The organism is Pseudomonas sp. R4-84, from assembly GCF_054130985.1.
The window spans coordinates 2,603,319-2,623,974 of sequence record NZ_CP096390.1 but is presented as its reverse complement, the minus strand read 5'-3'; the positions used below and the strand labels follow the sequence as shown (position 1 = coordinate 2,623,974).

General features: G+C 60.7%; 17 protein-coding genes. 2 read left to right on the top strand and 15 right to left on the bottom strand.

Going from position 1 to position 20,656, the window contains the following annotated elements; genetic code table 11:
- Positions 1–2: 2 nt before the first annotated feature.
- From M1D68_RS12025 to tssB, 15 genes are all read right to left on the bottom strand, one after another.
- Positions 3–1,133 (bottom strand): hypothetical protein, encoded by a 1,131-nt coding sequence (locus M1D68_RS12025; RefSeq protein ID WP_457970489.1) that lies wholly within the window; start codon positions 1,131–1,133, stop codon positions 3–5.
- Positions 1,130–1,387, bottom strand: coding sequence for a PAAR domain-containing protein (locus M1D68_RS12020; RefSeq protein ID WP_420767927.1), 258 nt, complete (start codon positions 1,385–1,387; stop codon positions 1,130–1,132). Before M1D68_RS12020 ends, M1D68_RS12025 begins: the two co-directional genes overlap by 4 nt.
- Positions 1,388–1,413: 26 nt before the next feature.
- Positions 1,414–1,938 carry a DUF3304 domain-containing protein gene (locus tag M1D68_RS12015; RefSeq protein ID WP_457970488.1) on the bottom strand — a complete coding sequence of 175 codons (525 nt, stop codon included), beginning with the start codon at positions 1,936–1,938 and terminating at the stop codon, positions 1,414–1,416.
- A gap of 37 nt (positions 1,939–1,975) precedes the next feature.
- Positions 1,976–4,267 (bottom strand): T6SS phospholipase effector Tle1-like catalytic domain-containing protein, encoded by a 2,292-nt coding sequence (locus tag M1D68_RS12010; RefSeq protein WP_457970486.1) that lies wholly within the window; start codon positions 4,265–4,267, stop codon positions 1,976–1,978.
- Positions 4,255–4,740 carry a DUF3304 domain-containing protein gene (locus tag M1D68_RS12005; RefSeq protein ID WP_445572153.1) on the bottom strand — a complete coding sequence of 162 codons (486 nt, stop codon included), beginning with the start codon at positions 4,738–4,740 and terminating at the stop codon, positions 4,255–4,257. Before M1D68_RS12005 ends, M1D68_RS12010 begins: the two co-directional genes overlap by 13 nt.
- 338 nt (positions 4,741–5,078) lie before the next feature.
- A complete protein-coding gene (locus M1D68_RS12000) occupies positions 5,079–5,600 on the bottom strand; it encodes a DUF3304 domain-containing protein (protein WP_457970484.1) in 522 nt (173 codons plus the stop codon).
- A 4-nt stretch (positions 5,601–5,604) separates the two neighbouring features.
- Positions 5,605–6,339, bottom strand: a complete 735-nt coding sequence (locus M1D68_RS11995) for a DUF4123 domain-containing protein (RefSeq protein WP_457970482.1) — start codon at positions 6,337–6,339, stop codon at positions 5,605–5,607.
- 59 nt (positions 6,340–6,398) lie between these two features.
- On the bottom strand, positions 6,399–8,789 hold the full coding sequence (locus tag M1D68_RS11990) for a type VI secretion system Vgr family protein (protein ID WP_457970480.1): 2,391 nt from the start codon (positions 8,787–8,789) through the stop codon (positions 6,399–6,401).
- Positions 8,786–11,443 (bottom strand): type VI secretion system ATPase TssH, encoded by a 2,658-nt coding sequence (gene tssH / locus M1D68_RS11985; RefSeq protein WP_457970478.1) that lies wholly within the window; start codon positions 11,441–11,443, stop codon positions 8,786–8,788. Before tssH ends, M1D68_RS11990 begins: the two co-directional genes overlap by 4 nt.
- Positions 11,444–11,587: 144 nt before the next feature.
- Positions 11,588–12,079 (bottom strand): Hcp family type VI secretion system effector, encoded by a 492-nt coding sequence (locus M1D68_RS11980; protein ID WP_420234474.1) that lies wholly within the window; start codon positions 12,077–12,079, stop codon positions 11,588–11,590.
- Between the two features lie 13 nt (positions 12,080–12,092).
- Positions 12,093–13,820 carry an OmpA family protein gene (locus M1D68_RS11975; RefSeq protein ID WP_457970477.1) on the bottom strand — a complete coding sequence of 576 codons (1,728 nt, stop codon included), beginning with the start codon at positions 13,818–13,820 and terminating at the stop codon, positions 12,093–12,095.
- 8 nt (positions 13,821–13,828) lie between these two features.
- Complete coding sequence (gene tssL, locus M1D68_RS11970) at positions 13,829–14,497, bottom strand: type VI secretion system protein TssL, short form (RefSeq protein ID WP_420766879.1); 669 nt, start codon at positions 14,495–14,497, stop codon at positions 13,829–13,831.
- Positions 14,494–15,849, bottom strand: a complete 1,356-nt coding sequence (tssK, locus tag M1D68_RS11965; protein WP_457970475.1) for a type VI secretion system baseplate subunit TssK — start codon at positions 15,847–15,849, stop codon at positions 14,494–14,496. Before tssK ends, tssL begins: the two co-directional genes overlap by 4 nt.
- Positions 15,850–15,872: 23 nt before the next feature.
- Positions 15,873–17,408 (bottom strand): type VI secretion system contractile sheath large subunit, encoded by a 1,536-nt coding sequence (gene tssC / locus M1D68_RS11960; protein WP_457970473.1) that lies wholly within the window; start codon positions 17,406–17,408, stop codon positions 15,873–15,875.
- A gap of 35 nt (positions 17,409–17,443) precedes the next feature.
- The gene (tssB, locus tag M1D68_RS11955) at positions 17,444–17,947 is read right to left on the bottom strand and encodes a type VI secretion system contractile sheath small subunit (protein WP_434563950.1); all 504 of its coding nucleotides are present in this window, start codon (positions 17,945–17,947) and stop codon (positions 17,444–17,446) included.
- 477 nt (positions 17,948–18,424) lie between these two features.
- Here tssB and M1D68_RS11950 point away from each other — a divergent pair, with 477 nt between their 5' ends.
- Together M1D68_RS11950 and mexE are read left to right on the top strand one after the other, a co-directional pair.
- Complete coding sequence (locus M1D68_RS11950; RefSeq protein WP_457970709.1) at positions 18,425–19,177, top strand: substrate-binding periplasmic protein; 753 nt, start codon at positions 18,425–18,427, stop codon at positions 19,175–19,177.
- 211 nt (positions 19,178–19,388) lie between these two features.
- The gene (mexE, locus tag M1D68_RS11945) at positions 19,389–20,642 is read left to right on the top strand and encodes a multidrug efflux RND transporter periplasmic adaptor subunit MexE (protein ID WP_420766875.1); all 1,254 of its coding nucleotides are present in this window, start codon (positions 19,389–19,391) and stop codon (positions 20,640–20,642) included.
- The last annotated feature ends 14 nt before the right edge of the window (positions 20,643–20,656 follow it).

Genomic DNA, 20,656 nt, shown 5'->3' with positions numbered 1-20,656 from the left:
GTTCATCTGTTTGAGTCATGGGGTTTCACAATTCCGAGGGCCAAGGTGTAATGGGAATCGCAAGCCAGCCAGGCACAGGGCTCACCGTGTTGCTCGGCGTGCCAGGCGGCAAGGGTCTGCGCGACCATGGCCTCCAAATTCGCCAGCGTGCCGAAATTGTGGTCTTGCACGTTTTGCTTGGTGTTCCAGCCAATGGCAGACAGGTCGACTATGTCGGGCTGGAAGAACGACACACACACTTTGGCGGGCGCCTGCAGTTCGCTTTGTTGGACGGCTCGTTCGGCCACCTTTACCACCGACTCTTGATCGGTGGACCATTCTCCCCGCAACAAACCGATGCCTTGCTCAGGGCCCAGCAGCCAAAGCAGCGCCGCCTCGCCGGCCGGTAAGCGGCTGTCTTTTTGTGGTGACGAGGATTGGCAACCGCCGCAGAGAATGCGCGCATCCGAAGGGGCGCTCTGCAGCTGGTCGATGATTGAGTCCAGGCTGCGAATGCCCTGCCAGGGCTCAGGTCGCTCCGGCAGTTCAACCTGGGGACAGGATTCGGCCATTTGCTCGACGAACGCCGCCCAGGAATCGACGGAACCCTGCCAATAGCAACGCACCGGCTGCAAGACGATGGGCTCGGTTTGTTGCTCACACCATTGCAGGGCGAGCAAAACGGCCAATTGCCGCTCGCGCTCGGTGAGGTCGTCACCGAATACCTGAAGCAGACGAAGCGCCAGGCCTTCGGGCGTTTCTTGCGGTATGGGCGCAGGTTGATCCGGGTTGAGCAGATTCTGCCTGTGTTCCTGGGTCAGGCAGGCGGGCCCGAGCAAGACAGTGTCCACCAACGCGGCTTTTTGCCGATGATGCGCCCACCAGGTTCGCTGGATCCGTTGCGCCGCTTCGGCATAACAACGAGCGTTGTGTCGGTTGAATCGGTAGCGCAACACACGCAACAGCAACACGAGCAACCATGCCAGCAACGTCGTGATCGCGCCGACAACCATCAAGCGCGGCTCTACGACCCCATCCAGAAGCGCGCTGGCGCCGCCCAACAAAATCAGCAGCCCCGCGACTCCGGCTATCCAGCGCCTGTATCCGGGCGCCCGTGACGCAGGGTAAGGCGCGAACTCCGGCGCCGGGATCATGAGGCCACCAGCGTATCAGGCCCGGAGCTGACCAACGTGCAATTGCAGCCGCAGCGGTGACCATCCAGCGCCACGGGGCACCCGTCGACTTCCATCAGGTCACTGCCCTCGGCAATCTCGGTACGGCCGTGCAGGTTGCAGCGCACCGCATCCCCCTGACAGGCAATGGACAGGCCGTCGCATAGGTAGTGGCCCCCCAATACCTCGCCTCCGTATTCCTTGAGGGTGTCGCCTTGGCGAATGATGGCTTTCATAATTTCAACTCCTTGTAATGAATGGGTCAGGACTGCGGGCACGACGTAGGCACCGGCAGGTTGAGCGGGATCTTGATCGGGTATTCGGGACTGCCATAGGCGTAGCAGGACGTGGTGACCTGGATGTCGTCGCAGGGCAGGAAGTGCACGGTCAGGCCGCAGACTTTTTGGTTGGTGTAGTCGGGGATGGGGACTTGCTTGGTGTGCCGCCTCTTTTGCGCGACGACTTTGTCGAGCCAGGCGTCGTATTTGGCTTCATCAGCAAGACCTGGATTGTCATAGGAGTAAGCGACACCCGTCTCCCAATCGATCCGCACCGTAATACCCTGCTGCCAACGCGACGGCGCGACGTAACAACATCCGCCCCCGCCACCCTGGTAAGGCCCGATAACGTCAATCCCCGAACGCCCATCCACACTGAATCGGTTGATCGCCCAGTGAGTGTGGTTGATGGCTTCGAGCGTACTGGCAGAGACGTTGGGCGCGAGCACCGCGCCCAACAAACCACACCAGGCTAGCAATAGCGCATGCCACGGGCTGGGCCTAAGCATCGGAGCGTTGCCTCTTGAAGGGTGGCGAAGCAAAGGTTCAGCTTGGCGCATCGTTCGTCTCCCTGGCCTTTGCATAAAAATCCTTCCAAAGCTCATCGATGTCCTTCTGCACCTGGGCCAGGCGTTCAACATCCATGTGTAGCGGCACCGGGTCGCTGGTCGACTTTGGCTGTCTTTGCGCCCACTGGCCTTGGGCGTTTTCGCTGTAGAGCGCCAGCGCCCGGCTGTTGCTCTCGCCGAAGAACACCATGCGGTCTCGCAAGAAGCTGCCCCAAGGTTCGCGCCCAAGCTTGTAGAGGAACCAGGCGCGGGAGTCGTGCACGTGGTCGTCGAATAACGCACGCAACAACCCTTCGGGTTGTTCGGCATTGCGGCTTTCGTCGACGTTGCCGCGAAAGGTTTCGTTCTGATGGTTTATCTGGGACCGAGGGGGTGGAAACAATTGGCTGACCAACTTCTGGCCGGCCGCTTTCATTCGTTCACGCTCGGCACGGATCTGGGTGGCAACCCAGAACGGCTCTGGGCCGGCGACCAGACCAAGCGCCAGCAGGGCCAACGGATCCTGGCGACCCTCGCTCCGGTAAACCTCAGAGAACTCTTCGGCCGCTTCGCGCAGCTGGGTTTTCGCCATGTCCGCGTCGAAATCCTTTACGCCGGGTTTCAGTGTTTTTTTCGGGACACGGCCTATACGTTCGGCGACCATCTGCAGTTTGCGATGCCTTTCGATCGCTTGTTGTTCTGCATCACGCTTGTGTTCGGCAGCTTCACGGACAGTCTTGTCGGCTTCGGTATCGCTTGCCTGTTGGTAGAAGCCTGTCTGTTTGAGGCTGGCAAAGGCGTAGCGGTCGATGCGCCAGGCGGTGATCCAGTCCAGTTGCGTGCGTAGGGCTTCCTCCAGGCTGAGGGTGGTCGGTAAGGGTTGGTAGCTTTCGATCTGTTCGATGGGCAACGGTTGCGTTACCGCTGGCAGGTCCAAGGTGACTTGGCGCCAGGCGTTGAATCGACTTGCGGTTATTGGAGCGACTTCAAACGCTTCGGCCACGTCATCCGCCATTGCCCTCCAAAGCTCATGGCCCAACTCTGACGGCAAGGAAAGAGGCGAAACCTTCAATGGGGCACCATAGGCAAAGGCATCTGCATACAAATCGTTTAAGGCTATTTGCGACAGCAGCAAACCATCGCTCTCGCCCATCGCCTTCCCCTGATCACCTGGCGGATACCCCCCACCCTGATCCGAATGTACCCCCGGATAGATCACCTCCTGGCTATTAGCCGGGTACTCCCCGTTTTCACGGCGAATCGATTCCAATGGAAAACACAACCGCTGCTCATGGCTTGCCACCAAATGCAGGCAACGCTTCACCAATCCGCTCTCCGGCAGGTGCTGGTTGCCATCGGCCCAGCTCATGTGCCCCTGGGCGCCTGGAATAATGTCGGCGATACCCACAGAGGCCACGGTGTCCAGCAGACCCAGATATTCCACGCTCAGGGGCACCCGTATATCCGCCATCGGCAGCGTCAGCGCCAAGTCGGACAACAATCGATCCAGCCAACTTACAAAACCCCGGGCCGCCGTCGCTCCGCGGGAAAAACCGTAGACATACAGCTTCAGTCCCAGCAACTTGACCTGGCCGGGCTGCGGCTGCGTCAGGGCCAGTTGCAGGGGCTTGGCCAACGCCTGCAACTGTTTGCGAAACTCGCGGCTGCGATTGGCGTGGCCGGTCCCCCAACCCAGGCCGAGCGCCGTGCCCATGGCCTTGACCGCCACCTGCAGCGCGGCATTGTCCAGGCGTGGTTGGTTCAAGGTGCGGCGCAGGGCATCGATGAGCATCATCAACCCCCAGTTGATCCGCTCTTCACCGTACCAGGCGGTGGCCAAGCCCGATTCGCTGTAATCAAGGTCTCCGACTTCCGGGAAAGGTGTGCCCACGCCGGGCATGTAGTACTTGAAATACTGGCCATTGCCATTACCCGGCGCATCGACCAGGCGCTCGGCCTTGTCGCTGTGGGCGGTACCGCCGGCATGGCCGGCGCCAATGCTGGCGCGAAACAGCCGGGCGATATTGGTCGGGTGCGGTGTCGAGGACTCGTACAGGTCGTTGTTCAGGTTATTGCCGGTGCCGTCGAAAAACAGGCTGATGTGCACAGTCTTGCAGCATGGAGGCATCACTCTGCGCCCAGCGGCGACGCACAGGGAGTCGTGATAGTCATGCTCCAGAGCGCATTGGCGATTGAGGTTCTGGTGAACCAGCCCGACATCTCTGGGTAAGCGGCCCTGGACCGGGAATGCCGGCGGATACCAGACCGGGGTGTGCTTCAGCTCGGACATGAGGTGGGCTCCGGTAAGTTGAGGGGGGTCTTGATCGGGTATTCGGGACTGCCATAGGCGTAGCAGGACGTGGTGACCTGGATGTCGTCGCAGGGCAGGAAGTGCACGGTCAGGCCGCAGACTCTTTGGTTCGTATAATCTGGGACCTCTACCATCTTGCTATGCTGCTGCTTTTGCGCTTTTAGCTTTTGTTTCCAGGCTAGGTACTTAGGCCAGTCCGCATAGCCAGGATTGTCATAGGAGTAAGCGACACCCGTCTCCCAATCGATCCGCACCGTAATACCCTGCTGCCAACGCGACGGCGCGACGTAACAACATCCGCCCCCGCCGCCCTGGTAAGGCCCGATAACGTCAATCCCCGAACGCCCATCCACACTGAATCGGTTGATCGCCCAATGAGTGTGATTGATCGCTTCCAAGGTGCTCGCCACCCCACTTGAAGTGATTGAAATGGCGGTCAAACCTGCGGCCATCCCAACGACGCGTCTGGCTATCAAACACGTGGCCATAAAGTCACTTCCCTCTGTTAACAGCCAACTTACAAAACCCCGGGCCGCCGTCGCTCCGCGGGAAAAACCGTAGACATACAGCTTCAATCCCAGCAACGTGACCTGGCCGGGCTGCAACAGGCTGATGTGCACGGTCTTGCAGCATGGAGGCATCACTCTGCGCCCAGCGGCGACGCACAGGGAGTCGTGATAGTCATGCTCCAGAGCGCATTGGCGATTGAGGTTCTGGTAAACCAGCCCGACATCTCTGGGTAAGCGGCCCTGGACCGGGAATGCCGGCGGATACCAGATCGGGGTGTGCTTCAGCTCGGACATGAGGTGGGCTCCGGTAAGTTGAGCGGGGTCTTGATCGGGTATTCGGGACTGCCATAGGCGTAGCAGGACGTGGTGACCTGGATGTCGTCGCAGGGCAGGAAGTGCACGGTCAGGCCGCAGACTTTTTGGCCGGTGTAGTCTGGGACGGGCACCTGTTTGCGGTGCTGCCGCGTTTGCGCGCTTATTTGCTTCTCCCAAGCCAAATATCTAGGCCAGTCGGCATACCCAGGAAACCCATCGGGGTAAGCCACACCTGCCTCCCATTCAACCCGCACCGTCATTCCCTGCTGCCAACGCGACGGCGCGACGTAACAACATCCGCCCCCGCCACCCTGGTAAGGCCCGATAACGTCAATCCCCGAACGCCCATCCGCACTGAATCGGTTGATCGCCCAATGAGTGTGATTGATCGCTTCCAAGGTGCTCGCCACCCCACTTGAAGTGATTGAAATGGCGGTCAAACCTGCGGCAATCCCAACGACGCGTCTGGCTATCAAACACGCGGGCATAAAGTCACTTCCCTCTGTTAAATGCTGTCGATTCGTGCGCGAGCAATCGTTTGAGAACGAACGCTTCCCGCTCGGGCCCCAGAAGCAATCCCGCTTCGGTGGCGTCGAGCATCGCCGCGTAACACTGGTGAAAAAATTGTTCATTCCCATATGTCGCTGGGCGTGCAGCAAGCAGCTTGCTCATTGCCAACGTCGCATCACTTGCGCAACCAAGAACTTCCAACTGGCTGTCGCTAAGGTCCAAGGGGCGAAAATCTTCCGAGCCCAAGGGTTCGCCAGGAGCGCCAGGCAAGTGGCCGGGAACGCCGTCACGATCAAGCCAGCTCCAGAACACTGCGGGACGAAGTAGCAGTTGCTGTTGTGCAGGCTCCAATACGTGGCTGAACAGCAGCGGAAACAGACGCGGGTCGTAATAGCGCAGCAGCCCCGTACAGCCGCCGTTGGTCACTTCCAAGCAGCGACCGAGGTGTTCGGCCAATGCTGGGAACAGCCAAGGCGAGGCCAACACCATCAATTGCGAACGATCGCGTGCCTCGTGCATCAGGCCGCCAAGCCACTGCCGTTGCAGTGGCTGCGTCAGGTCGATACGCAGCAACAACGGCGCCAGTTCGCTAGCGCCTTCCTCGGGCAGACCGGTGAACAGCGAACGCCATTGCAACGGCGGCTCGACGCTCAATACGCTGGGCAATAACGGGGCGTTGCTGCCAGCCTGATCCACAACTACATCGAGATGGTACAAGCCGCTCCTGGTACCAGAGGCCTCTAGCAAGTCAAGCCAGACATGGCGTTGCATTGAAGTCATATCGATGCCCCCCTGGGCATGAAGCCCTGGGCGGCTGCGCTAGCCCTTTTCAAACATTCTTTGCACACCGAACCGGGTAACTCAGGCAGCGGAAACGTCTCGCCACCGGGGCGGTCGAGTCTGTGCTTCCCTTTGATACTGACTAGGCCAGGACTATGAATCTGGATTTCGCCTTCGGCTGTAATGCGAATGAACCCACCCCCACACGCCAGGGTGAGGCCATTCTTCGCCGTCACCTGCACATGCCCCTGCACCGACTGCACGGTGATGTCCTGCTGGGCTTTCATGCCCAGCCCATCGCCGTGGGATTCGATGTCCAGGGGACCTTTGCCGGAGACCAGGCGCAGGCCTTCCTGTTGGGCCAGCAGCGAGATGCCCTGGTTGGCGTGGGCCGATAGCCGCTTGGCGGCGGCGAGGTTGATTTCGTTGTGGCTTTGCAGGTACAGCGCGTCGCCGCTCTTGAGCAGCAGGCTGGCCGGGGTGACGGCGCCGATGCCTTGGGGGGCGCTGAGCAGGATGGCGGCAGCCGAAAGGTCTTTTGCGTCGGCCTGGAGTTGTTCCAAGCCGCGCAGGTCGGGTTTGCGGCTGTGGTGGGCCTGGGCGATGTCCTGCCATTCGGCCATCTGCTGTCTGGCACCTTCGACCTGGGCGGTGGCCGGGTCCATGCTGAGGACGTCGCCCTTGGCCTGGGTTTGCTCATCAGCACTGATAAACACCCCCTTGCCCGCACGAAGGGCGCCATGTCCATCGGTGCGCAACTCAAACCCTTCCCCCCGCTTCGTCTGCTCGGCATCCACCAGATGCCCCAGGTTCAACTGGCTCTTGCCGCTGTGCTCGGTGCTGAGCTTGATGTGCTCCTGCCCGCGGGTGTCGTCCATGCGTAGTTTGTTGTTGCTCGGAGTGCGCAGCACGTTGCGGCGCTCGTTGCGGGCGGTGACGGGGTCCGGGTGCCGGTCGTCGTGCAGGGCGTGGGCGATGTAGGGGCGGTCGGGGTCGCCGTGCTCGAAGGCCACCGCCACTTCGGTGCCGGCCTGCAGCGGGAAATGCAGGCCGTGGGTGTCGCCGCCGTAGGGTCGGGCCAGGCGCAGCCAGGCGCTTTCGCGGCCGGCTTGCCAGGTGTCGCGGTCGAACAGGAAGCGCACCTTGTAGCGGCCCTCGAAGTCGAGGTCAGCGTACGGCGGGTTGACTTCCGGGTGACTGACGCGGGCGGGAATGGTGCCGCTGATGCGCGGCTTGGGCGGCAGCGGTGGGCGAAAGCACACGGTTTCCGAGTAAGGAATCGCTTGGAAGGTGGCGATGAAGCTGCGGTCCCGGGCCGCTTCGGTGCGCAGGCTGACGATCACCGCGCCGAACTCGAAGGCCTGGGGCGCGCCGCCGGTGATTTCGAGCATCTGGGCCGGGGCCAGGGTGGCGCTGCTGGTGGTGCCGCTGAGGCGGGTCTGGTCGTTGAGGTAGAGTTCATGGCGCAGGCGCGCGTAGAAAAAACCACTTTCGCTTTGCAGGTCCTCGTCCAGGGCGTAGCGCTCGCCCAGCACCGTGTAGGGTTCGCCGTAGTGATAGGCCTCGCCGTAGGTGCCCTTGGCGCGGCGGGTATGGTCGACCTCGCCGTCGAGGAACGCGAAGGCCTCGCGATGGTGGTAGGCGCGAAAGTTGATGTTTTTTTCCACCACCTGGTGGGCGGTTTGCAGGTGCCAGACCGCGTCCTGCTCGTTGGCGCACAAGCCGGACGGCGGGCGACACGGCAACTTGACGCCGCGCTGGTAGTGCCGCTGATCGTCGTGAAACTCCACCACGTCGATGCTCAGGCGGTCATCGCTGACGACGCGGTACCAGATGCCGACATCGGCCAACAGGCGCTCGATGAAGGCCAGATCGCTTTCGTCGTATTGCATGACCTGTTCACGCCTGGGGTAGTCGCGCACCACATTGAAATAGAAATGCTGGCCCCGGAAATCGTGGCGCGTGCGCAGGATGTGTTCGACGATCTGCGGCACCGACTGGTGCTGGTAGATCCGAAACTGCTTGCCCCGCGCCAACAGCGCGAAACGCGGTTGCAACGTGATTTCGTAGCGGGCTTCGTCGTTGGAGCCGGACAGGCGCTTGAACGCCGTGATCGCGCCATTGAACGTGCGCAGCGGCTTGATCTCCGGCGGCGCGAAGCCCTTGGGCGTCGGCGGTGGCGGCAGCGGGTAAAGACTGAAGTAAGCATCCCGGTTGAGCAGGTCGGTGACCACCAGGTCGCGCTCGGTGCAGGTGAATTCGATGCGGTAGTGGTAGGGCCGGCTCAGGTGCTCCTCGCCGGTGAAGGCCAGGACGTCGAGATGGGCTGTGAGGTCGCAGACGCTCAGGGTGTGGCGGCTGTGGTCGAAGAAGGTGGCCATGTTCATCGCGCAGGCTCCATGGCGACGGTGCCGGTCCCGGCCGTGTCCGCGACATCGATGAAACGCAGGGTGATGCCCTCCTCCTGGCAATAACCCAGGCGCACCCCGTTTGTTCTTATCTGCGCGGCCCGGCGTTGCAACAACTGTTGGCTCAGCACGGGCAAAATCTGTTCGTTGAGCAGGCTATCGATGTTGCGCGCCCCGGTATCGGGCAGCAGGCAAGCGGCAACCATCGCTTCGCCGAGGGCATCGTCGAACTCGCAATCCAGGCCATAGTGGCGCCGCAAACGGTGGGCAACCTGGCCCAGCTTGATCGCAACGATGCATTGCAGCGCACCGACTTGCAGCGGGCGATAGATGAGGGTCTGGAAACGCGCCAGCAAGGCCGGCTGAAAGTGTTCGCGCAGGATCGGTCGCAGGCATTCATGCAACGTGCCGTCCGGCGCGTCGGGTTGAACGTGAAGGCAGGCCTGCAACGCGTCGCTGCCCAGGTTGGAGGTCATCAGAATGACGGTGTTGCGAAAATCGACCTCTCGCCCTTCTCCATCACGCATGAAGCCACGATCGAACACTTGGTAGAACAGGTTCAGGACGTCGCGATGGGCTTTTTCCACCTCGTCGAGCAGCACGACGCTGTAGGGCCGTTGACGCACGGCTTCGGTCAGCACACCACCTTGTCCGTAACCGACGTAACCGGGCGGCGAACCTTTGAGCTGGCTGATAGTGTGGGCTTCCTGATACTCGGAAAGGTTGAGGGTGACGAGCGCCTTTTCGCCGCCGAACAGGGCGTCGGCCAAGGCCCGGGCGGTTTCGGTCTTGCCTACCCCGCTGGTGCCCACCAGCAGGAAAACGCCCAGGGGGCCTTTGTCATCGGCGAGCCCGCTCTTGGCGGCACGCAGGCGCTGGGCCAACGCTTCGAGGGCTGGGGCCTGGCCGATGACGCGCTCCGCCAATTGTTGTTCAAGCTCCAGCAGGTGCGCTTGTTCATCTTTGAGCAAACTGCCCAGGGGCACCCCGGTCCAATCGGCGATCACCTCAGCTACGCTGCGGGCGTCGACATCCAGGGATAACATCGGCTGATTGCCTTGGATCGCATCCAGTTCCTGTTGCAACTGGACACAGTCCACCCAGCGCGGCGGCTCTGCCTCGCGAGCATCGAGTAATTGTTGAGAGAGATCGAGCACCTGCCTGTATCGGCTCAGCAGCTCGATTCGGCCGCGTTCCAATTCGGCATGTTGCGCAGCGATCTGCCCGAGGCGTTCGGTGTCGACGCGACTGCCCAGGCCCTGGTCGGCTTCCAGTGCCTGTCGCTCCAGTTCCAGGGCAGCCTGCCGCGCCTTGACGTGGACCAACGCCTGGGGTTCGCAATCGACACTCATGCGCACCCTTGCACAGGCCGTGTCCAACAGGTCGACGGCCTTGTCCGGCAATTGACGGCCCGTGAGGTAGCGCCGCGACAGGCTGACGGCCGCCTGCACCGCCGCATCCTGGATGTGGACGCCGTGGTGGCTCGCGTAGCGCGCCTTGAGGCCGCGCAACATGAGGCAGGCATTGGCATCGTCCGGTTCGTCGACCTTGACCTGCTGGAAGCGACGCTCCAATGCCGCATCCCGCTCGAAGTATTGCTTGTATTCGCCCCAGGTGGTCGCGGCGATGGTGCGCAACTCGCCACGGGCCAGGGCGGGTTTGAGCAGGTTTGCCGCGTCGGCGCCCCCCGCCTGGTTGCCGGCGCCGATCAGCGTATGGGCTTCGTCGATGAACAGCAGGATCGGCGTTTCGGACTGCTGCACCGCGTCGATGACGCTTTTGAGGCGGTGTTCGAACTCGCCCTTGACCCCGGCACCGGCTTGCAGCAACCCCAAATCCAGCGCGCGCACGCAGACGGACTTCAGGCTGTCGGGCACGTCGCCTTGGGCGATGCGCAGGGCGAGGCCTTCGACCAGCGCGGTTTTGCCCACGCCCGGCTCACCGACCAGGATCGGGTTGTTCTTGCGCCGGCGACTGAGTATGTCAATGACCTGACGTATCTCATCGTCGCGACCGAACACCGGATCAATTTGCCCTTCCCCAGCCCGAGCGGTCAGGTCCTGGGTGAATCTGTCCAGCAGTAGCGTGCGTGCATCAGGCTTGGCGTCTCCGTTCAAGGCGGCGATGGGATCGCTTATCGCAACAGGCTCCTGCCCTTGGGGACGCTCTTCGGAGACTTGATCCAGCAAAGCAAACAGGCGTTGCAGTTGGAGCTCGCCGAGGCTGAGCAACGGCCAGGCCGCTTCGCAAATCAGCAGCCCGGGGTCGTCCATCAGCGCACCCAGCAGATGGGCGGAGCGCAGCCGGTCGTTGTCGTCATCCAGCGAGGCCCGCAGCCAGGCATGCTTGATCAGTTTTTGCAACGGTTCAGACAGCTGTGGCTTGGCCTGTACGCTGCGCGGCAGGTTATCGAGGTGGTTGAGCAGGCCGCACCAAAGCACCTCCAGGTCCAGTTCGTGACGACGGGCGATGACGGTCAGGTCGCCCTCGCCCTGCCCCAGCAACTTGAGCAACCAGTGCTCGATGGTGATGTGGGCATGGGCGCGGCTCTGACACATTGAGGCCGCGTCGCTCAGGGCCTGGGCGCAGTATGGATTCAAACGACGAAGCAGACGCGAGGGGCTTTGTGCCATGGGGAGCATCCTTGTTCGGGTTCCGGTACAGGTCGGGTAAACGGTGGGAAAAACAGATGTTCTTGGCTGAGCGCCCGCGAACGGACGCTCAACCCAGCACACCGGCAATCGGCGGCGCCGCGGTGGCCTTTGGGCTTATTCGCCTCAGGCGCTTTGGCGTTCGCTCCAGGAATCGGAATGAATGATGTTGCCGTCCTTGTAGGTCCAGGTGACCTTCTCGTAGCGCAACTCAATCTGTTCCAGGTGGTTATGCTTCTCTTTGGTCGGGTCTTTGATGTCGTGCATTTTTGGCGCGACCTTCACCACCTTGACGTTCTCCAGCTTGGTGATGAAGTACTCGACCTCCTGCCCGGCATCATCGATGCGGTACCACTTGAATTCGGCGCTCTTGAGCGTCTGCCCGGTGGTAACGGCCTTGTAGAGGTAGGGACTGGAGGCGTCGATTTCCTTTGAAAACAGGAACGGCGTATGAACCCGCGCGCCGGTCAGCTTGCCGGTGTTGTTATCGGTCGGGATGTACAGGCTGTGATCCTGAGCAACCACTTCGATGCTGCCCTCGCGCTTTTGTACATCCACGGAACCTTTGATTTGCGCGCCGCCGTCATCTTGCAGCCAGAGGTAAACGGGAATTGCCATGTGAAGCTCCTTTTCAAGATTGAATGTCGCTGAATGCGACTGGGGGTTGACTGTCCGACCCTGTCGTGGGGAACGCACAAGCGCCCACTTCAGGTACCAGACGGATATCGACTCGGCGGTTGGCCGCACGCCCCGCCTCGGTGTCATTGCTGGCGATCGGCTGGCTTGCGCCAAACCCTTGCACGGCGAAACACGTGTCGGGCATGCCGCCCACGTGCAGCATCCATTCATGCACGGCGGCGGCACGGGCTCGCGACAGCTTGAGGTTGTGCGCGGCTTCGCCGGTGGCATCGGTGTGCCCGGCAATCACGATCAGCCAGCCGGATCGTGCCTTGATGCCGACCAACGCTTTGACCAGTACCTTGGTTGAACCCGGCTTGAGCCGCGCGCTGCCCGGGCTGAACAGCGACAGGCTGTCTAGCCTCACGGGTTCGGACGCTTGCGCAGGCATTGGCCCGGGCGACGTCAGACGACTGGAAAGCGCCGCCCTCAATGGCTCGCGCAAAAGGTCACCGCGATATAGCCCCATGCCCAGCGCCAGGGGTTCACCCTGTCGGTGGTAGGTCTGCAGCCGATGCGCGGTCTCACGGAGGTTGACCTCGGCTTGCTGGCGCCAGCGAGATGTTGGTTGTTCCTGAGGTTCCATCTCAAGGAGCGGCGCATAGCGGCGCAGGTCATCAGTGACCTGGCGCACCAACAAGTTGTTCTGCCATGCGGAACTGACCAGGGCGATCCCGCCGGCCAGGGCATACATCCACACCGCGATGATGGCGGCACGCTGCATCGAGGTACGTTGGGCCCGCAGTGGAATCAGGTTCAGCAGAGGATCCGGAAACGGCAGCACCGCTTGCATCTCCCCGGGCCTGGTGTCGACCAGCGCCACTTTGCTACGTAGCCGCTGCTCCCAGAGATTCCCCTCCACGGTTTGCGGTATTGCCGGCACCAACTTTATCGACCAGCACACCGCCGAGCCTCGCCCGTCACCGCGTGAATTGAAATGCGGCAGCACCTCCTCGTGCAGCCACGCCACCGCATTGTTCAGCTGCACGCCCGCATGCAACCGTGTCGCCCGCAGCGCCGAACGGGTGGGCTGTTGCAGCCAGTCAGCCAGATCGACACAGGCTCCGGCATCATGAACACGAGGATTATTGGGAGGACCATCCACCCAGCAGAACCATGGGTCCACGCGCTGAGGTGCGCGGACATAACTCACCAGCATCATTGGCATGGACGCCCCCTGCCTGCCTGCCAGCGCGGCTTGGTGACGAAACGCTCGTATCCGCCCCGCCAGTTCAGCTTCATTCCGGTGTGCCGCAGGGTTGATGATGAACATCACGCTGAGCTGAGCACCCCACCCCGGACGCAAGGCCAGCAGGCTCTCGGTCACGTTCGGCAACTGCTCGACACTCGGCACCCGTACATAGCAACCTTGATGGGTGACGCGTAGCGCCCATCGCTCGGCGGGGACGGTGCCGAACAGGCCATCCAGGGCGTCGCCGCAGACCAGGACCACCGGTTGACGAAACGACGAGGGTGGCATGGCCACATCGGCGGCGAACTCTACCGCCAGGCGCAATCGAGCCGCACGATGATTGGCCATCGCCCAAACCACCGTCGCAACGCCGATCATGACCAACACCGCGATCACGCGTATCCGGGTGTCGAGCGGGAGGATGAACAGCAATATCACGCCAAGCATCCCGGCCCATGCCCAAAGGACTCGTTTCAATGGAATCGTCATAGGGCCCCTCATGCCTGGCCGGGCATGAGTGAAACAACCACGCCGGCCAGCCAGTGATCCATTGCCCACCAGACACCGGCATGCAGCAGCGCCACCGCTATTCCATGGAACCATGGGGATTGATGCCGACCCAGGCGACCGCCCTTTCGCGTAGCAAGGTTCTGGCTGATATTCAAAGGCGGGACCTGAGCGTCGAGGGCGGCAAGCACTTGCTCGCGCTCAGGGTCGTCAGGGTCCGTGTAGCGGCCTCCGAAACCCAGCATGAGTACCCGATGGAACACGACAAGCACCCGTGGATCCGGTGATGGTTCGCGCAATACCAGGCGCATTTCCTCGTAGAGAAACTCACCGGCCTGATGCCGGTTGAACAGCTTGGCCTGTAGCGGTTCGCGGCTCCATTCGGCTCGTATCGGGCCCTTCGTGCAGACGAGGATGGCTTCGTCGAGCAACGCACATTGGGCATGACTGATGTGTTCGATGCTGCGCGGTTCCACCGCGAGCTGTTCGAGCTGCCGTCGAACCTGCTCGACCTGTTCCAGGCAAAGCTGCTGCAGCGCCTGGGTGTCGTGTACCGAAGTACCATGGCGTAACTCGACCACCAGCAAATAACTGTCCTGCAGCAAGGCGTCGATATGCTTCGCCATTGCGTGGGTTTGTTTCGTGAAGTTCAGCGTCATGTGCGTAACACCGCAAACAGTTCAAGTTGGACTTGCGACAAAGTGCTGGGCACGTAGCAAGCAAAAGCCCCGGCGGCCAGCATGGCCTGGCCCTTGGCGTGACCGAGATCGAGGGCGAAGTACTGGTTTTCCAGGCGCAGCGCGATGGCCGCGGGCACATGGCTGAGGGGCTTCAGGGGGACGCCGTCGAGCGCCGCATTGATCAGGTTGTCGACATCGGCCGGCGCGCCGACCTTGCACAAGCGAGGAAATTGCTCCTGCAACTGTGCCGCCGGTAACTGGCAGCGCACCGAGAGGTAGAAATCAGCGCCGTCAGGTTCACGTAGCCGGGCATCGTTGAGCGTTACCTGCCAGCGATTGGCGCTCGTGTTCTCCAGAACCAGTGCTATGACGCGCGAAGGCAGGCTGGCTTCAAGCAACGTTGCGATACAACGCATCAGCGGTGCAAACACCGTCTCCAGTTGCTCATGCCGATAGGCTGGAATCCTGTCGATATCGTGTTCCAGCGAAAACGTCAGCAGCCCCCCGGCCAGCTTGGCGAGCTCCAGATAGACCTGCTCGGGATGTCGCTGGGGATAGGACTTGATATCAGCCAGCACCGGCTCGTAGGTGTTCAAGGCGTTGAGCAACCAGAACAACGACACATCGGCTACAGCGAAGTCAGCCATGCGTTGATTGCTCTCCCGGCGCATGCCCATCAGGCGCTGCCGCTTGGCCGACAGCTGCGTCAATAGGTTGTCCAGCTGGAGCAACAGACCCGGGTGCGCGGCGAAACTGAGCAATGGCGGTACGTAGGCCGGATCGAGATGCCACTTGCCCTGCCCTTCACGTATCAGGCGCGCGATGGGACAGACCAGGTAATCACCGTTGTCGTCCTTGTCCAGGCGCAGCGACAGGTTGTGCTCCAGCACCGCGATCGACTGCACTTCCTGCGCATAGAGATCCTGCACGCTACGCCAGTCTTGACGGTAACGGGTGGGCCGATCGGCGCGGCCCTCCTCCATCAGGCAATTGTTTCCGTTGGCCTGTTCCAGGGGCAGGGCCAGCAGCACGAGCGCCTCCCGGGTGTCGTCGGTCAATAACCGCGACAACTCCAGCCCAGGCGGAAGACGATCCACCCGTACGCTGTCGAGCAGGGTACCGTCGGGCATGCACACGCTTAGCCGGGTTGCCTTGAGCTTACCAAGGCCCAATGCGTCGGTATCGAACTCGACGGCCGTCACGCCCCAGGGATGCGCCAAGGCCAAGCCGGCGCGTTGCTCGTTGGCCCACGCTTCCCAGCGCGCCTGTTGTTGAAACTGTTGCGCAGACAACAGGGTGCCGGACGTCCATAAAGGACGATCGATTTTCATGGCGTCATTTCCTTGAAAGCGAGTCAGGCTTTCGCCTTGGGCATTTGCGAGACCAGGGATAAGTTGACGTCCATGCCCTCGACCTGAAAGTGCGGCACTGCGTACAACTTGACCCGGAAGAAACCGGGGTTGTCCTCGATGTCCTCCACCGTCACCTTTGCGTCACGAAGAGGGTGCGAAGCCTGCAGGTCATCGCCCGGATCGGTCATTTCGGTGACAAGTCCGCCGATCCACTTGTTGAGCTCCAGCTCCAGCAAACGACGATCCTTGGTGGTGCCGATGTTTTCGCGTTGGATCAACTTCAAATAATGGGCAATGCGCGAGAGCAGGAAGATATAGGGCAGCCGTGCGTTGATCCGGCTGTTGGCGGTAGCATCCGCGGTGTCGTACAACGCAGGTTTCTGAGCCGAGCTGGCGGAGAAGAAACAGGCGTAGTCGCGGTTCTTGTAATACGACAAAGGAATGAAACCGAGATTGGCGAATTCAAATTCGCGGGTTTCCGGGATCATCACCTCTGAAGGAATCTTCACTTGGTTGCCAGTGCCCAGGTCATACAAGTGGATCGGCAGGTCGGTGACTGCGCCGCCCGATTGAGGCCCACGGATCTGCACGCACCATCCATTGGCGATGAAGCTCTTGACCATGTTGGCGGCAAAGGCAAAGGATGCGTTGGTCCACAAATACCTGTCGTGATCGGGGCCCTTGACGCTCTCGATGTAATTGAAGCTGCGCACTGGCACGGTATCCGGGCCATAGGGCAGGCGACCCAGGACCCTCGGCATGGTCAGGCCGATGTATCGCGCATCGTCACTGTCGCGAAACGCCTTCCACTTGATGTATTCGGCGCGATCGAAATAGTTGCCGATGTCCTTGATGGCAGCCACTTCCTCCATGGATCGCTTGCCGAAAAATGCCGGCCCCACCGAACCGATGAAGGGCATATGGGCTGCCGCGGCGACTTTCGAAATATTACGCAGCAAGGCGATGTCCTGCGGGCTACGATCGAACTCGTAGTTGGAGATCGCTGCCGCGATCGGCTCTCCGCCCGGCGTGTCGTATTCACGGGTATAGGTATGCAGGTACAGCCCGCTCTGGGCGATTTCGGGGGCGTCTTCGAAGTCTCGTACCAGATCATCCTTGCTGATATCCAGCAGTTCTATTCGCACGTTCTTTCGAAAATCGGTCTGGTCGACCAGGGACTTTACGCCGCGCCAGGTTGATTCGATCCTTTGGAATTCGGCGTGATGCATGACCGCATCAAGTTGACGACTGATTTGCATGTCGAGCAACGCTATATGCTCATCCAGCAGCACTTTGTCCAATCGTTCCACTCTGTGCGGCGATTCCTTGAGCAACTTCAAGAACACACTGACAGCGGCAGTGACGCGCTCGTCAACCGAGGCCTCGGACAGCGCCTCGGCATGCTGGAAAGTTTCGATGCTTCCCAACTCCGCGATAGGACTCAAATTGATCTTACTGAACAGGGCTGCATAAACTCCCTTATCTTCAGCCAATACTGTAGCGCCGCGCGATTGCACGTTATTACTTTCAGTAGACATATGAATTTACTCTTTGGGCTGCCGCCCGTATTTGATTAGCGAATGTCTTTTGGCGCCAAGGCCGCCAATTCGTCCCGCAGTTCATTGCTGAGCGCATCATCCTGGAGGATGCGCTCCAATTCTTGACGGAAGGCCATGTTATCAAGCAGGTTCGACTTCAAGTCGCGTAGAAGATTGCGCATGGCCAGCAGCGCCCGTAATTGAGGGATCTGCCTGGCTACTTGTTCCGGCTCAAAGTCTTTCATGCGATGAAACTGCAGTTCGATTGAAATATCCTCCCCGTTGTCCGCCAATGTATTATGCGCAGCGATCGTCAAAGTTGGCGAAAACTCGGCCAGGACATGATCGACGTTGTGCTTGTTGATATTGATCTTGTCCCTGACGGATAAAGGGCGCTGTTCCCTGCCGTTACTGTAATCTCCCATCACCATCAATTTGAGTGGCAACTCAACTTTCTTTTGCGCGCCGCCAGTGTGCAGATCAAGTTTGATATTGACCCTGCTCTTGGGTACTTCATTCTGGAAACTGTATGAAGCCATGCCTATTCCTCTCAAACCGGATGTTAAGTGTTCGCTGTACAAACATAGCGAAGCGGCGCAGAGCCGGACAGGTCTAAACCCAGGCCATTTCTACGAAAGAGAATGGACTCACAAGCTGTCGGAAAATGGCCTACAGATACGGTTTACAACGAAGCGTTGCCGACGTCGGTGCGCGGTTGACACCCGGGGCGCGAGGGAGAGGCTTATAAACGAGGAATGACGCAAACCCATTTTCAAGCCGGGTTTCGCGGCGTCTATCTTGGGAGCGGCTGCCGCCATGCGAAGTTCAAGGCTTTTGTCTTCCGGATGATCTATACCTTCAGGTACACGTCGTCAGGCCAAGGGACAGGCCGACGTGTAGCCAATAATAATGTCGTGCCCTCGGTCGGGTGCTGCTTGCTTTGGACAGCAGGAGGCTATTTGCGCGCCGCCTCCCTCAATAGAATGGCGCGCCTTTCAATGCCTGAAGTAACGATCATGAGCCGGATCACCCGCGTATTGAATGACCGTACCAGCGTATTGTCGCTGCTCTGCCTGCTCCTGGCTGTCGATAGCGCGTGCGGCGAGCCCCAGGTCATTGAACTGCACATTCTCGACGCGCCCCCGTTGACACTCCTCAACGACCCCAGGGGCCACGGCATTGTCGGCGATGTCGCCGTGAAGGCGATCACCCGCGCCGGGTATGCGGTAAAGATCCATGTGCTTCCCTGGGCCAGGGCGCAAAAGCACGTCAGCGAGGAGCATGACTTCTTGATAGCGCCGCTGTCGCGCATTCCGGGGCGAGAAACCCGCTTCACCTGGATTTCGTCGATCATGCCCATGGAGCGCGCGTTCTTCAGCCTCGATCATAAGGTCGGCAGCTTTGCCCAAGCGAAAGAAACCTTTCGCAAGGTGGGCGTCGGCCTGGGTAGCGCGCAAGAGGAAATCCTGCGCACCGAGGGCTTTCGGGACGACCAGATCTACCCGTTGGCCATCGGCGACAACCCTGCCCAAATGCTCCTGATGGGGCGCATCGATGCCTGGTTCAACGGTGTGCCCGAAAGCCGATATATCTGGCCAAAAGTGTCCAAGCGCAAGCTCCTCATGAGTTCAGTGGGCAGCAGTGCCGACCTCTATCTCGCGTGCTCCAGGCAATGCTCGGCGAAACTCGTCGAGGATTTGCGCGGCGCGGTGGAAGCGTTGCGCAATGAAGGGGCGATCAAGCGTATCCATGATCTTTATGTCCCGTGACATCGCCGAGCAGGCGATGGCATCAGTCTTGCGAACCACCTGAAGGGATATCAACTGGATTGATAGCCAACTAACGAAAGCCCCGCGATAGAGGCCTCGTCGATGACTTATATCATTCCGGATGATAGTTACCTTTGTTTCATTCGATTCGTTCCTCTGCGCCTCGACACGCATCATCCGCCCATCTCAATACACTTGGCGGATGCTATCCATGGAACATTCACTTTCTAAATTGCGCTTTCCCCTCGCACTGTTGGCGGTGCTGGTGATCAGCGCTTGCGGTAAGACTCCCGATACGGCAGCTTCGATGCCGGCGGCCAAAGTCAGCGTGGCCAAGGTGCTGGAGCAGCCCGTCAACGAATGGGATGAATTCACCGGGCGCCTCGAAGCGCCGGAAACCGTCGAGATTCGCCCGCGGGTTTCGGGGCAGATCGATCAAGTTGCTTTCACCGAAGGCGCCCTGGTCAAGAAAGGCGACCTGTTGTTCCAGATCGACCCCCGCCCCTTCCAGGCGGAAGTGCGTCGTCTCGAAGCGCAACTGGCCCAGGCCCGCGCCACCGCGACCCGCAGCGAGAACGAGGCCCAACGTGGCGAACGCCTGCGTCTGAGCAATGCGATTTCCGCTGAACTGGCGGATTCGCGTACGACCGCTGCACAGGAAGCCCGCGCCGCCGTGGCAGGTATTCAAGCGCAGCTGGACCTGGCCAAGCTGAACCTCAGCTTCACCCGGGTTACCTCGCCCATCAACGGTCGTGTCAGCCGGGCGGAAATCACCGCCGGCAACCTGGTGACCGCCGACGTCACGCCGTTGACCAGTGTGGTGTCCACCGACAAGGTCTACGCCTACTTCGACGCCGACGAGCGTGTGTTCCTCAAGTACACCCAACTTGCCCGCCAAGGCCAGCGCGGCCAAGCCACGCCGGTCTACATGGGCCTGTCCAACGAAGACGGCAATCCGCACCTGGGCCAGATGAACTTCGTCGACAACCAGGTCAACCCACAGACCGGCACGATCCGTGGTCGCGCGGTGTTCGACAATAAAGACGGCGCCTTCACGCCAGGCCTTTATGCCCGACTGAAGCTGGTGGGCAGCGGCACCTATTCCGCCGTGCTGATCAACGACGAAGCCGTAGGCACCGACCTGGGCAAGAAATTCGTCCTGGTGATGGATGGCGAGAACAAGCCGGCCTACCGCGCTGTCGAGCTGGGGCCAAAGATCGAAGGCCTGCGCATCGTGCGCAACGGCCTGAGCAAGGACGACACCATTATCGTCAAGGGGCTGCAACGGGCCCGTCCGGGTTCGCCGGTTACGCCTGAAACCGTGCCGATGGCCAGCGAGCAGACCCTCGCCGCCCTGGCACAACAACGCAAAGCGCTCGAAGCCAGCAATCTGCCCCAGGTCGCGCCCTCCAAGGCAGCGTCCGGAGCGGCAGGCAAACTGGCCTCTGCGTCCCCACGCGGTTAAGGGACTGAACTCAA

Excerpts from the sequence above, each read along its gene's own strand:
- M1D68_RS12025 (WP_457970489.1), bottom strand. The coding sequence starts at position 1,133 with ATGATCCCGGCGCCGGAGTTCGCGCCTTACCCTGCGTCACGGGCGCCC.
- M1D68_RS12020 (WP_420767927.1), bottom strand. The coding sequence starts at position 1,387 with ATGAAAGCCATCATTCGCCAAGGCGACACCCTCAAGGAATACGGAGGC.
- M1D68_RS12015 (WP_457970488.1), bottom strand. The coding sequence starts at position 1,938 with ATGCTTAGGCCCAGCCCGTGGCATGCGCTATTGCTAGCCTGGTGTGGT.
- M1D68_RS12010 (WP_457970486.1), bottom strand. The coding sequence starts at position 4,267 with ATGTCCGAGCTGAAGCACACCCCGGTCTGGTATCCGCCGGCATTCCCG.
- M1D68_RS12005 (WP_445572153.1), bottom strand. The coding sequence starts at position 4,740 with ATGGCCGCAGGTTTGACCGCCATTTCAATCACTTCAAGTGGGGTGGCG.
- M1D68_RS12000 (WP_457970484.1), bottom strand. The coding sequence starts at position 5,600 with ATGCCCGCGTGTTTGATAGCCAGACGCGTCGTTGGGATTGCCGCAGGT.
- M1D68_RS11990 (WP_457970480.1), bottom strand. The coding sequence starts at position 8,789 with ATGAACATGGCCACCTTCTTCGACCACAGCCGCCACACCCTGAGCGTC.
- tssH (WP_457970478.1), bottom strand. The coding sequence starts at position 11,443 with ATGGCACAAAGCCCCTCGCGTCTGCTTCGTCGTTTGAATCCATACTGC.
- M1D68_RS11980 (WP_420234474.1), bottom strand. The coding sequence starts at position 12,079 with ATGGCAATTCCCGTTTACCTCTGGCTGCAAGATGACGGCGGCGCGCAA.
- M1D68_RS11975 (WP_457970477.1), bottom strand. The coding sequence starts at position 13,820 with ATGACGATTCCATTGAAACGAGTCCTTTGGGCATGGGCCGGGATGCTT.
- tssL (WP_420766879.1), bottom strand. The coding sequence starts at position 14,497 with ATGACGCTGAACTTCACGAAACAAACCCACGCAATGGCGAAGCATATC.
- tssK (WP_457970475.1), bottom strand. The coding sequence starts at position 15,849 with ATGAAAATCGATCGTCCTTTATGGACGTCCGGCACCCTGTTGTCTGCG.
- tssC (WP_457970473.1), bottom strand. The coding sequence starts at position 17,408 with ATGTCTACTGAAAGTAATAACGTGCAATCGCGCGGCGCTACAGTATTG.
- tssB (WP_434563950.1), bottom strand. The coding sequence starts at position 17,947 with ATGGCTTCATACAGTTTCCAGAATGAAGTACCCAAGAGCAGGGTCAAT.
- M1D68_RS11950 (WP_457970709.1), top strand. The coding sequence starts at position 18,425 with ATGAGCCGGATCACCCGCGTATTGAATGACCGTACCAGCGTATTGTCG.
- mexE (WP_420766875.1), top strand. The coding sequence starts at position 19,389 with ATGGAACATTCACTTTCTAAATTGCGCTTTCCCCTCGCACTGTTGGCG.